Source organism: Neptunitalea lumnitzerae, from assembly GCF_027924185.1.
GTDB classification, from domain to species: domain Bacteria; phylum Bacteroidota; class Bacteroidia; order Flavobacteriales; family Flavobacteriaceae; genus Neptunitalea; species Neptunitalea lumnitzerae.
Window position 1 is genome coordinate 924,538 of the sequence record NZ_BRVO01000001.1, and the last position, 12,864, is coordinate 937,401.

Below are 12,864 nucleotides of genomic sequence, written 5' to 3' on the forward strand. Positions count from 1 at the left end.
GTTAAAACCTGAAAAACTATTCTTAGGTTGCTCACCTGGAATCTAATGTAGTTTATAGGTGTTTTCTTGCCTAAAAATTACGACGAAGTGCGTAAAAATCGGAGGAAAGGTGTTTTTATAACGTTGCCCGAATTTTTTTTGGTAAGCTTTTTATTACTTCGGTATACGAATGTTTAATTAATTCTTTCAGTAGTTTTTCATCTACATCTTTAGTGGTATAAACTGTGTTCCAATGTTTTTTGTTCATATGAAACCCAGGTACTATGCCTTCATAATCTTGTCGTAAGATTGCAGATTTTTCCGGTTGGCACTTTAAGTTAAGTGTAGGTTCTCCACCTTCCCAGTTTTTAAGCGAGGTAAGACAAAACATTTTACCGGCAACTTTAAAAACCAGCGTATCATTATCAAAAGGGAAAGACTCGGTTACACCTTTCATTTCAAGACAAAAAGTATATAACTGTTCTATATTCATTCGTTTCCTAATTTTCCTAAGTGCGTAAATTTAAAACCTTTCTCATATTTTAGTCCGTACCCAAATATTCTGTCTAGTGAGGCATGTGCAAAGAGTATAATACCTATAATGAGTAATATATCATTACTAATATACCAGCCCATAGCATACATAGCTAATGCTAAACCTTTATGGTGAAAAATATTATAGCTGAAGGCGCCTATTTTATCATTTATCAAGTAGCCAATCATGCCAATATCAGGAGTTAATATGAGAAGAAAAAACCATGCAAAATGAAGGTCTTGCTGGTAAAATAAATAAGTAGCACCTAATAGCATAGCCAGTTCTTCTAACCGTAAAGTAGTTTTCATAAGGTTGTGTTTGAGAGTATTAGTAATGTAAAGGCTAAAAAGTTACAAAACGTAGCAATAATAATAATGGTTTAGTAGGAAGTCTTAGGATAAATAAAATTAGCAGGTTAAACAGAAGGTTATTCAAAGAAACCGTGTATATTTGTTTTAGTCAAAGACAATTTAAAACTCTAGAATGTCTAAGAAACAATTTACACCTTCTAAATACCCTAAAACGAGCATAGAAGGTAGTGTTACCTGGAAAGCTCCTAGTAATATTGCCTTGGTAAAGTACTGGGGTAAAAAGCCTGTGCAACTTCCTGCCAACACATCTATTAGTTTTACATTAGATGCGTGTGCAACTACCACTACATTGTATTACAAACCTTTAGAAAAACGTTCTAAAGAGTTTGAGTTTAAAGTAATGTTTGAGGGAGAGCGCAAAAAAAGCTTTGAACCTAAAATTAAAAAGTTTTTTGAAAACGTAGATGGGTACTTCTTATTTTTAAAGGAGTATGAGTTTACTATTGAAACGTCTAATTCTTTTCCGCATAGTAGTGGTATTGCTTCTTCTGCAAGTGGTATGAGCGCATTATCATTATGTTTAATGAGTATGGAAAAAGAATTACAACCAGATATGACTGATGACTTTTTTAGAAGAAAAGCATCATTTATAGCAAGGTTGGGGTCTGGTAGTGCTTGTAGAAGTATTGAAGGGCCTATGATGTTATGGGGAGAGAATGAAGATATTAAAGGAAGCACTCCTGAATATGCTATCAACTACCCTCATAAATTAGATGATGTGTTTAAAACATTTCAGGATACAATTTTGCTTGTAGACAAAGGGGAGAAAGAAGTGAGTAGTACTGTAGGGCACGATTTAATGCACTACCACCCATTTGCTAAAAAACGTTTTAAACAAGCAGAAAAGAACATAGCTGCTTTAAAAAGCATTCTTAAAAAGGGAGATTTAAAAGGCTTTATAAGATTGGTAGAGAGTGAAGCGTTAACGCTGCATGCTATGATGATGACAAGTTTGCCTTATTTTATTTTAATGAAGCCAAACACACTATCAATAATTAACAAAATTTGGGAGTTTAGAGCCGCTACAAAATTGCATCTTTGCTTTACGTTAGATGCAGGTGCTAATGTGCACTTATTATACCCTGAAAACGAGAAAGAACAAGTTTTGGAGTTTATTAAGAGCGAATTAGTACAATATTGTGAAAATCAGCACTATATTTGTGATCAAGTTGGTAAAGGAGCTGTAAAACTCTAAACAAACGTTGCTATAAAGAGGGACATTATGAAAGGACCATTATTTTATTCTAAGATTATTTTATTTGGCGAGTATGGTATGATCAAGGATTCTAAAGGATTGTTGGTGCCATATAACTTTTATAACGGAGCTTTGAAGAATGATGGTAATACCTCTGAAACTGCTCAAAAATCAAATGCTAACTTGTTAGCGTATGCGCAATATTTAGAAAAACTACAAATTGAGCAACCTCATTTGGTATCGTTTGATTTGGAAGCTTTGAAAAAAGATATAGCTGAAGGTATGTATTTTGATAGTACCATACCACAAGGGTATGGTGTAGGAAGTAGTGGTGCTTTAGTAGCTGCTATTTACGACCAATATGCGCATAACAAAATTACAGTACTTGAAAATCTTACGAGAGAAAAGTTGTTGGAGTTGAAAGCTATTTTTTCTGAAATGGAATGTTATTTCCATGGAAAATCTAGTGGTTTAGATCCGCTAAATAGCTATTTAAGCATTCCAATTCTTATCAATTCTAAAGATCATATAGAACCTGCTGGCATTCCTTCTCAAAAGGTAGATGGTAAAGGTGCGGTGTTTTTATTAGATAGTGGAGTAACCAGTGAAACGGCTCCGCTAGTGCAAATATTCATGGAGAATATGAAGCAAGATGGTTTCCGTAAAATGGTGAAAGATCAGTTTGTACTTCATACAGATGCTTGTATAGATGACTTTTTGAAAGGGAATGTAAAGTCGTTGTTCCAGAATATTAAAAAACTTTCTCATGTTGTTTTAGATAACTTTAAACCAATGATTCCTGCAAGTTTTCATGAGCTTTGGCAAAAAGGTATAGAAACAAACGATTATTATCTGAAGCTTTGTGGCTCTGGAGGAGGAGGTTATATTTTAGGATTTACAGAAGACTTTGAGAAAGCACAGAAAGCTTTAGACGGGCACGAGCTAAAAGTTATCTACAACTTTTAATTAACTTGCTTCAAAAAGCTTGCCTTGCAGTAGTAATTGCTGTTGTATTGTTTCATCCTAATTAAATATAGAATAGTATATGGCTACCCGTAGTCCTCGTAAAATGGCGGTTTTAAAACTATTAAGTTTATTTTCTGTTATTAGAGGCTATAATATACTTGTTATTACGTTAGCCCAATACTTGGCTTCTATATTTATACTTGCCCCTGATTATTTAACGGTAAAGGATGTATTATTAGACCCATATTTATTTATGATTGTAACGGCATCGGCCCTTGCAATTGCTGGCGGGTACATAATTAATAATTTCTACGATGCCGAAAAAGATATTATTAATAAACCGCTTAAATCTAAGATAGATAGGTTGGTAAAACAAAACACGCAGTTATCTGTGTATTTTCTATTTAACTTTATGTCCATTTTTGCGGCAAGTTACGTGTCGTTTAGATCGGTAGTTTTCTTTTCGTTATTTATATTTTGGATTTGGCTGTATTCCCATAGATTAAAAAAGGTAATAGTTGTAGGTAATATGATTTCTGCAACCTTGTCTATTATACCATTTTTTGCTGTATTTGTGCATTACAATCATTTTGATTCTGCCATCTTCTTACATGCAACTTTTTTGTTTTTGCTCATTTTGCTAAGAGAATTTGTAAAAGACTTGGAGAACCTTACCGGAGATTTGCTAAACGATTATAAAACCATACCTGTAAAGTATGGAGAGCGCACCTCTAAGTTTATTATAAGTATTACTACCATACTTACTTTGTTGCCTAGTACCTTGCTTATAACCTTTTATAACATTGGTAAAATGGAGTATTATTTTTATTTTGCTATGGTAATGCTTATTCTGTTTATGTTGTATTTATGGAAAGCAAAAGACAAAAGAGGTTATCTGTTACTACACAATATTTTAAAATTTATAATTGTAAGCGGAGTGTTTAGTATATTACTTATAGATACTTCACTGGTTATTAACCGTATATTCTAAAAAAAATAAAAGCCCTTTCTACTGAAAGGGCTTTTTATATTGTGAGTTAACTTCTGCTTTATGCTTTAGAAGTTAATGAGTTCCAGAATACAAAAGCGAAACCAGAAAACAACATAAAGTGGAATGGGAACATACCAAAGTCGTTTAACTGAGTTGCACTGTACATACCAAATAAGAAATAGCACATTAAAACACCTTCTAAAATCATGTTTGGTGATAATTTAGTGTTAATATATTTATTTCCTTTCCAGGTGTCTTTTAAGTTGTTGATGTTGAACTTAGGAGTTCTTACAAATTCACTTCTTTTACCCATGTGGCCTTGAATAACAGCTACTGAGTTGTGCAGCGAAAAACCTAATGCTACCGAGAAAAATGTAAAGAACAGTTTTACATAGGATACAAAGCTGTCAAAGCCACTACCCTGTATACTTTTATAGGTAAACCAATAGCAAACAAATAAAATAATGGTACTAGCAATAAAGAAACTAGTAACTTCAAATACCCAGCTTAAGTGCCCAAATGAGTTTTTAATGTAAAGCATAGGGATACTTAATACAGCTACAATAAATACAAATAAAAACATAGAGCTGTTTAATAAGTGTAAAATACCGTGACACTTGGTTTTGAAATCTATAGTGTCAGAAGCTAAAACACGTGTAGCAGTTTTTCTAAAGTTTTCTGCTCCACCTTTGTTCCATCTAAATTGCTGTGATCTTGCAGCACTAATAACAACCGGTAATTCAGCAGGCGTTTCAACATCCTCTAAATATTTAAACTTCCAGTTTTTAAGCTGCGCTCTATAGCTTAAATCAAGGTCTTCTGTAAGGGTGTCACCTTCCCAGTTACCAGCATCAAGAATACATTGTTTTCTCCAGATACCTGCGGTACCATTAAAGTTAATAAAGTGTCCTTTAGAGTTTCTACCCACCTGTTCTAAGGTAAAGTGAGCATCTAAGGCAAAAGCTTGTATTCTTGTAAGTATCGAGTAATCTCTATTAATATGTCCCCAACGTGTTTGTACCACACCTATTTCAGGGTCTTTAAAGTAAATAACAGTTTTCTTTAACCAATCACTATCTGGTAAAAAGTCAGCGTCAAAAATAGCTATAAACTCACCTTTAGCAATTTCCAAACCTTCTTTTAAAGCACCCGCTTTAAAGCCTTGTCTGTTGGTTCTTCGTATGTGTTGAATATCTATGCCTTTTTCCTGTAGCGCTGCTATCAGTACAGCTGTTTCCTCAACAGATTCGTCTGTAGAGTCATCTAGTACTTGAATTTCAAGTTTGTTTAAAGGATACTCAATTTTAGAAATATTCTCCAATAAACGCTCTACAACATATTTTTCATTGTATAGCGGTAACTGAATAGTTACCATTGGTATTTCTTTAGGATCAAGTAAATTAAATTTTGGGGCTTCGTCTGTCTTCTTTTTAAAACCAAGGTAATTAAAAAGCAGATTTAGCTGAGCTAAACTGTATGAAAATATTAGTAATAAAGACACACAGTAAATAGCAATAATAATGTAGGAAATAGCTAAATTCATTTACTGAAGAGTTATCTGTTATAAATAGGTTTGTTAGTTGCAAATATAGCATCTTTTGCCTATCATAGTAATTTCTGAGGTTAATTCTTTATAAACAAAATACAATGTCAGCTACTGTTTACGTGAAGTTTATGAGATATCTTTCTTAATATTTTAAGAATATTTTAAGATTTTTAATCTACAAGAATAAATTAGAAGTATAAGGGCATTAATTTTAGTAATAACGTAAAAATAGTATCAATTTCAGAATCTCACTAAATGAGAATTTAACCTTATAAATTTTATAGAAATTGTAGCCAATTAGTAGTTAAATGTATCTATTTCCATTAAAATGTTTAAACAGTTTAAGGTAAGTAAGATGTTTTTAAGTTATAAATATGTTAGTCTACATAAGTTTACCAGCGTTTTAAATGTCACTTTGTAAGTCCCATGCGTAAAAACAATGGGAAAAGAATAATAGTCAAAAAAAAATGTTTATTTTGGAAATAAATTGAAAGCCCCCTCAATTTTACCCTTGCTAAAATTCTTAACCTAGTTGAATGGAAAATGAAGAGAAAACTTATAGCTCGTTGGATTTTTCACGGCTTATAGATGGCATTTCTATAGATGCAACAGGCTCACTCATGGGTAGTTGGGATGTTGATTTAGTAGAGCGTAAGCTACTGTGGAGTAAAGAAACACGCGAAATACATGAAGTTTCTGAAAGCTTTAAATGTACCATAGAAGAGGCTTTTCAGTTTTATAAAGACGATCAGTTAGCGTTGCTAAGAGAAAAATTTCATACGGCTATTTCTAATAATGACAGGTACGATGTGCGGGTAGTATTAACCACCCAATCTGGTAAGCAGAAATGGGTGCGTACTGTTGGTATACCAGTTTTTGAAAACGGAATTTGTGTTAGAGTTTATGGCCTTATCCAAGATATCTCACAAGAGGTTATATTAGAGAATATTGATAGAAAGCAAAAGGAGTTTTTTAAGAAAACTTTTTACGAAGCTTCTACATGTATGGCAATAAGTAATTTACAAGCTCAGTTTGTGCTTGTAAATAATAGTATGATTAATTTATTGGGTTATACGGCTAATGAGTTGCTGAAATTTACCTTTAGAGATATTACGCATCCAGATGATTTGGAAACCAGTAATAGTTCGTTTAAAGATTTACTATCAGGAGAACTAAAGCACTACAATGTAGAGAAGCGCTATGTAGATAAGGCAGGGACCACTATTTATGCAATGCTTTCTGTTTCGGTAATTAAAGATGAGGTAGGAGAACCATTGTACTTCTTAGTTCAAATTACCAATATTAGTAAACGTATAGAGGCTACCCAAAAATTACAGTCGTTATTAAATGTAACCGCAGACCAAAATAAGAGATTGCTAAACTTTGCGCATATAGTTTCGCATAATTTAAGATCGCATTCAGGTAACTTATCTATGCTAATGGATTTGATACAACAACAGTATCCTGAAATTTACAGCAACGAAATGATGCCATATTTAGGTAAAGCCATTGGGGAGTTATCAGAAACCATAGCTCATTTGCAAGAAGTGGTGTCTGTGCACACTAGTAGTGCCGATAATATAGAAAGTCTTAATTTGAGATTTTATATTGACAAAACTGTTAATGTACTTACAGCCTCTATCTTAGAGACTAAATGTAATGTAGAGGTGGTTGTAAGTGGAAATGAATATGTGAATTTTATTCCTGCATATTTAGATAGTATTCTTTTGAATCTTTTAAGTAACGCCATAAAGTATAGATCGGATAAGAGACCACCTGAAATAAAAATATATACAGAGAAAGAAGATGAGTATCTTGTATTGGCAGTTGCCGATAATGGCCTTGGTTTAGATTTAGAAATGCATGGAAAACAATTGTTTGGAATGTACAAGACTTTTCATAGAAACAAGAACAGTAGAGGGGTAGGATTGTTTTTAACCAAGAATCAGGTAGAAGCAATGCAAGGAAAAATTACGGTTGAAAGTAAACCTGATAGCGGCGCAACGTTTAAAGTATATTTTAAAATTTAATGAAAAAAATTAATCTGGCATGTATCATAGATGACGATCCGATTTTTGTTTTCGGAACGAAAAGGCTTATGGAGTTGGTTGGCTTTTGTGATGATGTAGTGGTTTATCATAATGGGCAGGAGGCTATTGATGGGTTTGCAAAACGGATTAACGATGGGTTGGCAATACCTGAAATAATTATGTTGGATTTGAATATGCCTATATTAGATGGTTGGTGCTTTTTAGATAGATTGAACAATTTAGAATTGCCTAAGTTTATTACTATTTACTTGGTATCGTCTTCTATTGACCCTGCTGATATGAAACGGTCTGAAAACTACTCGATGATAACTAATTACATTGTTAAGCCTATAACCACCGATAAATTAATGGAGCTTTTAGAAGCGTTTCAGGGAGGTTAAATTTTATAGTGAATAAAATTGAGGTTTTAGTAGGATTTAAAGTGTAAAAATTATAAATTGCCAATTATAAGAAAGATTATTGAGAAATTATAAACCCCTAGTGGTTTTAATTGTTTGAAGATATGAGAAGTTTTCTATTATTATTTTTAGTGTCGTTTGTTACATTTGGACAAGAAGTTGTAGATAAAGATGCAATGTTTAGTCCGGAACGAAAACGTTTTACTGAAACTTGTGTGAATTTCGCAAACGATATAGTGAGTGCAGATAGCACTACAGATTTTAATAAATATTTTACCAATGGCGTTTCTGGGGCTTATGCTACAGATTTAGCTAAGATTAAAAATCAAATTACTTCATTTGATACTGTAAATTATAAAGTGACAGCCGATTTAAACAACGCTAATGTATATGTAGTAGTGTTTGAATTAGGGGAGAATGCAGCGAGTCTTAAAAAATTATTTTTGCTGTTTGATGATAACGATAACCTTGTAGATGATTACATGGTAATTGCTGAGGGGTTAGAGCAAAATACAAAAGAAGAAGTAGTACCGTATTCTGGAAATGAATTGGAAATACCTACTACAACGATTACGGTAAGAATTGCCGATGCAAATTAGTACTTGAGGATTATATTATAAATAGTTTAGTTATTAGAATTTCCGGGAATCTACAGCCTTAACTTATGAGTAACTTACATGTGTTAGAGGTTTCTGGAAATTCTTTTTTTTTGTTTTTTCATTTCATAAAATCATTTCCGCGATTTTAATTTTGTTCTGAGCAATTGTGTATTTGTAAATAGCTTATAAACAGTTACGTATAACGTTTTTGTCTATGTTTCACCTTGTAGAGAATCATTTTATATTTGTTAAAACAAAGGTTAATAAACGTTAAGAACTGTGTAAGTGCTTAATTTTCTTAGTATTCTAGCATCAAATAAAATTTGAATTGCTATGAAAAGAATAAAATTATTTGCGCTTTTAATTGCTGGTGTGTGCACCTTGGGGTCATGTAGTGATAATGACGATGATAGAGTAGAAAGTGGAACTGCCAAAATGAGTGTTAAAATGGTAGATGCACCTGGAGATTATGACGCAGTATTTGTTGAAGTTGAGGGAGTAGTAGTAAAGTATGCAGGAGATACTGAGGTTGCATTAAATGTAAATAGTAATATTTATAATTTATTGGAACTTACCGGTGGTACAAACGCTCAATTAGCGTTAGACGATGAGATACCAGCGGGTACAATAAACCAAATTAGATTGGTTTTAGGAGACGATAATACGGTGGTGATTGATGGGCAAACATATGAGTTGGCTACACCAAGTGCACAGCAGTCTGGATTAAAGTTAAACTTAAATGAAACTTTAGAGGCTGGTTATGAGTATGAGTATATTCTTGATTTTGATGTAGACGAGTCTATTGTAGAGCAAGGTAATGGAGGCTATTCTCTAAAGCCAGTAATAAGAGCTACTGCTACAGCAGAAAGTGGTATTATAATGGGTAGTATTGTAGCACCATCAAGTTTCCCGGTATTAGTAACGGCAACAAATGGAACTACGGTAGTTTCTAGCTATGTTGATGCAAACGGAAATTATGCGCTTTACGGTGTGCCTGAAGGAACCTATACAGTAACTTTTACACCAGAATTAGGTTTAGGATTTGATATTATGATAGTAGATGATATAGTAGTTGTAAATGGAGAAACATCAACGGTGAGTGATGTTACCTTTGAGCTATAAAGATTTAGTATAGTTTAGTTGAGTTTTTAAAAGCCCTATCTCTTCAAGGAGATAGGGCTTTTTTGATTGATAATTAATCGAGATTTAATGTTTTGTGGGGTTACTCTTAAGCTGGGTTCTATTTTAAAATCTTGTTAAAACCTGTATTTGGTATGTACGTATATGCTCATACGTTTATCTTAGTAAGAAAAAACCAATGTACAATAAACTAGTTCTCTTACTTGCTTTTTTTATAAGCACTTTAGTGTTTTCTCAAGACACAAATTTTATTCCTTTGTTAACTATAAATCCTGCTGAGACTAATTTTTCTGACCTTAAGAAATTAGATGTCTATTTAAAAGATAAAACAATTATAGGCGTTGGAGAGGCTACCCATGGAACAAGCGAATTTACTACAATGCGCCATCGTTTTTTTAAGTATCTGGTAACAACACATGGCTTTAATACATTTATTTTAGAAGCAGATTATGGTGGTTGCATGCGCATTAATAACTATATACACGGGGCAGATGATGTGGTAACCCAAGCGCTCAATGAGGTGCGTTTATACCCTTGGCTAACCCAAGAAATGGTAGCTCTTATAAATTGGATGAAAGCTTATAATGAGGAGCATCCAGAGCATCAATTAAACTTTGTAGGGGCAGATATGCAAATGGCAGATGTAAATATTAAGCAGTTGTATAGGCTTATACCAGATGGAGGTCTTAAAGCCGAATTACAACCCTATACAGAAGGATTTAGAATTGTATATGAAAAGCAAGCTGAAATTGTTCCTATTGTTAAAGAGATACAGAAAGCATATACTGGTAATGAAATACAGATATTAGCAAAAGCTACGTTGCAAAATTTGGAAGTAGACTTTAGAAATGGCAAGGCAAGAAAAATGGTTGTGTATAGAGATGAGTGTATGGCTAATAACATCCTTTTTTATAAGCAATTATATCCGGAAACAAAGGCTATGTTTTTTGCACATAATACGCATGTTTCTTATGAGAATGATGGTAGTAAAGGAAGTGCTGGATATCATTTAAAAAAGGCTTTAGGAGATGCTTATTATACTGTTGGAATGGAGTTTCATACCGGAACGTTTCAAGCTGTTAAAATAACAGGTAAAGACAAAGGGCAAATTGGGGTATGTACAATACCAGATTCTAAACATAATTATTTGGGTAAGTATTTGGCTGCTTACGGAGACCTATTGTTTGTATTACAAAATCAGTTGCCAGACGAAATAAATAAGATGCACGCTATAGGAGCTTCGGTGAATGAAAGGTTAGATAATATTAGAGGAGAAACCAAATGGTTCGATGCCTTTATTTTTGTAAAAAATAGCACGGCAACATCCTACCATACACCAAAAAGTAAATAGAAAGATAAGAGAGATGAAAATAAATTAGTAATTTTTCCCGTTTAAAAATAAAGACAAATGAAATTTCTAAAGCCCTATCTTTTTTTACTTATTACTAGTACTGTTTTTTTGGTTTCATGCACCAATGGTAAAAATGAAGTAACACAGCAAAAGCAAATACCAGAAGAGCTAACTGCTACCATTCAAAAGTTAGATAATAAGGTTATGGGAAGTTTGTTATCTGGTGAAAAAGGGTTGTTAAACCCAATTGTAGCGGCTGATTATAAAGATATACAAAATGGAATCATAGATACGCTTATAAGAGGAGTGCAATATGCAGGTTTACAAGATGATTTTAAGGTGTTTGATAGATTTTATATTTCTAATAAAGAGCTTGATACGCTAGTAATTAAAGCCCAAAGTGGTGTTAATGCCTTTACATTAAAAAATACGAACGCTTACAAAGAACAAGTGATTTCTTTATTGCTGGTTACCAATGATAAAGATGAGTACTTGGTTGCTAATGAGTATGCTAAGGTAGCAGGAGAATGGAAGCTTACAAGGTTACGTTTTGGACAATATACGGTAGCAGGTAAAACCGCAACCCAGTGGTATGAAGAGGCAAAGAAGAATAGAGAGAAAGGTTATTTGGTAGATGCGGTAAACAATTTGTTACTGAGTTCAGATGTTGCCTATCCAATTGCTGGAGGTACTTGGGAGTACACCTTAGCTCCCGAAATAAAAAAATTCTATACCAGTACCTTGAGAGAGGCAGCAAAAAAGTATAGGTTACCAATGGAGTTAAGTACTATTGAGAGTAAGCCTAAAATTATTAATATTAGTCAGAAGCGAGTTTATGAAGGATATTTTCCGGTGATAAAATACATCACTACTATTGATTTAGAAGACACCGAACAGGCACGTTTAGAGAACGATAAAATACATGCGCAAATAGATTCTATATGCAAAGGTATTACAGCAGATAAAAAGTATTTGTTCTATACTGCTATTAACAGATCTCAAGGAAATTTAAAGCCACGTAAATCGCATCAATTTGTTAAAGAGCTAACAAACTAAAAGTTAGATTTTTAAATTTAGTTACATTAGCAATTAAAATACATAGTTCATGAAGTTAAGTTTCACATATTTTTTGGTAGGGTTTTTGTTTTTAACCCAAATAGGAGTTGCTCAAGAAAAAGAAAAAAAGAATTATAAAGATATTGTTAAGGAGGGTTTTATAGCGTATGATAGTATTGTAGTAAGTGGAGACTATGAGAAGGCAAAAGCAAGTATAACACCAGCGTTCTTTGAGTATATTTCGGAAGAGTTATATGTTGATAAGATGAATGAAATATATAACAATGAAGATTTTCCTATTACTACGTATAAAGCAGAGAATGTTGTGGTAGGTGATACTATTAATGTAGAGGGTAAGTATTATACTATTATTACGTATGATACACATCAGGATATTCCTTATGTACCTAAAGAAGGGGAATCTAAAGAGAAAAGTCAGGCTAAATTTGGCTCTATTAGAACCTTTTTTAAAAAGCAATATGGAGCAGATAAAGTAGAGTTTAATAAGAAAACCCAAAACTTTGAGGTGAAATTGTCTAAAGAGGCATATGCCATTTCAGATAACTTAGCAGAGTGGAAGTTTTTGGCAATAAACATTGATGGTATGGAGGGTGTTTATAGAAGAATTTTACCAGAAGATGTGCTACCAAAGACAGAAGAAGAAGTAGAGGTTGAAAAATAAACCT

The 12,864-nt window shown here is 33.1% G+C and carries 13 protein-coding genes; 10 read left to right on the forward strand and 3 right to left on the reverse strand.

Annotated elements, in window-relative coordinates; all coding sequences use genetic code 11:
• Positions 1-115 precede the first annotated feature (115 nt).
• Both Y10_RS04100 and Y10_RS04105 read right to left on the reverse strand, forming a co-directional pair.
• Positions 116-472 carry an MmcQ/YjbR family DNA-binding protein gene (locus Y10_RS04100; RefSeq protein ID WP_281764093.1) on the reverse strand — a complete coding sequence of 119 codons (357 nt, stop codon included), beginning with the start codon at positions 470-472 and terminating at the stop codon, positions 116-118.
• On the reverse strand, positions 469-822 hold the full coding sequence (locus tag Y10_RS04105; RefSeq protein ID WP_281764094.1) for a DUF4260 domain-containing protein: 354 nt from the start codon (positions 820-822) through the stop codon (positions 469-471). The genes Y10_RS04100 and Y10_RS04105 overlap by 4 nt, the downstream gene beginning before the upstream one ends.
• A gap of 175 nt (positions 823-997) precedes the next feature.
• Between Y10_RS04105 and Y10_RS04110 the strand changes: the two genes are divergently transcribed.
• The 3 genes from Y10_RS04110 (at position 998) to Y10_RS04120 (ending at position 4,037) form a co-directional block, all read left to right on the forward strand.
• Positions 998-2,080 carry a diphosphomevalonate/mevalonate 3,5-bisphosphate decarboxylase family protein gene (locus tag Y10_RS04110; protein WP_281764095.1) on the forward strand — a complete coding sequence of 361 codons (1,083 nt, stop codon included), beginning with the start codon at positions 998-1,000 and terminating at the stop codon, positions 2,078-2,080.
• A 27-nt stretch (positions 2,081-2,107) separates the two neighbouring features.
• Positions 2,108-3,046, forward strand: coding sequence for a mevalonate kinase family protein (locus Y10_RS04115; protein WP_281764096.1), 939 nt, complete (start codon positions 2,108-2,110; stop codon positions 3,044-3,046).
• Positions 3,047-3,125: 79 nt separating this feature from the next.
• On the forward strand, positions 3,126-4,037 hold the full coding sequence (locus tag Y10_RS04120) for a geranylgeranylglycerol-phosphate geranylgeranyltransferase (RefSeq protein WP_281764097.1): 912 nt from the start codon (positions 3,126-3,128) through the stop codon (positions 4,035-4,037).
• Between the two features lie 58 nt (positions 4,038-4,095).
• On the opposite strand, the gene Y10_RS04125 is transcribed toward Y10_RS04120, so the two are convergent.
• Entirely contained in the window at positions 4,096-5,580 is a 1,485-nt protein-coding gene (locus Y10_RS04125) for a cellulose synthase family protein (protein WP_281764098.1), read from the reverse strand.
• A gap of 539 nt (positions 5,581-6,119) precedes the next feature.
• On the opposite strand from Y10_RS04125, the gene Y10_RS04130 reads away from it, so the two are divergent.
• From Y10_RS04130 to Y10_RS04160, 7 genes are all read left to right on the forward strand, one after another.
• Positions 6,120-7,613, forward strand: coding sequence for a sensor histidine kinase (locus Y10_RS04130; RefSeq protein ID WP_281764099.1), 1,494 nt, complete (start codon positions 6,120-6,122; stop codon positions 7,611-7,613).
• The gene (locus Y10_RS04135; RefSeq protein ID WP_281764100.1) at positions 7,613-8,014 is read left to right on the forward strand and encodes a response regulator; all 402 of its coding nucleotides are present in this window, start codon (positions 7,613-7,615) and stop codon (positions 8,012-8,014) included. The genes Y10_RS04130 and Y10_RS04135 overlap by 1 nt, the downstream gene beginning before the upstream one ends.
• Before the next feature lie 122 nt (positions 8,015-8,136).
• Positions 8,137-8,631 carry a hypothetical protein gene (locus Y10_RS04140; RefSeq protein WP_281764101.1) on the forward strand — a complete coding sequence of 165 codons (495 nt, stop codon included), beginning with the start codon at positions 8,137-8,139 and terminating at the stop codon, positions 8,629-8,631.
• Between the two features lie 333 nt (positions 8,632-8,964).
• Positions 8,965-9,753 (forward strand): DUF4382 domain-containing protein, encoded by a 789-nt coding sequence (locus Y10_RS04145; RefSeq protein WP_281764102.1) that lies wholly within the window; start codon positions 8,965-8,967, stop codon positions 9,751-9,753.
• A gap of 196 nt (positions 9,754-9,949) precedes the next feature.
• Positions 9,950-11,122: an erythromycin esterase family protein gene (locus tag Y10_RS04150; protein WP_281764103.1), complete on the forward strand. Its 1,173-nt coding sequence runs from the start codon at positions 9,950-9,952 to the stop codon at positions 11,120-11,122.
• Positions 11,123-11,179: 57 nt separating this feature from the next.
• On the forward strand, positions 11,180-12,178 hold the full coding sequence (locus Y10_RS04155; protein ID WP_281764104.1) for a hypothetical protein: 999 nt from the start codon (positions 11,180-11,182) through the stop codon (positions 12,176-12,178).
• A 49-nt stretch (positions 12,179-12,227) separates the two neighbouring features.
• Positions 12,228-12,860, forward strand: coding sequence for a hypothetical protein (locus tag Y10_RS04160; protein ID WP_281764105.1), 633 nt, complete (start codon positions 12,228-12,230; stop codon positions 12,858-12,860).
• Positions 12,861-12,864 lie beyond the last annotated feature (4 nt).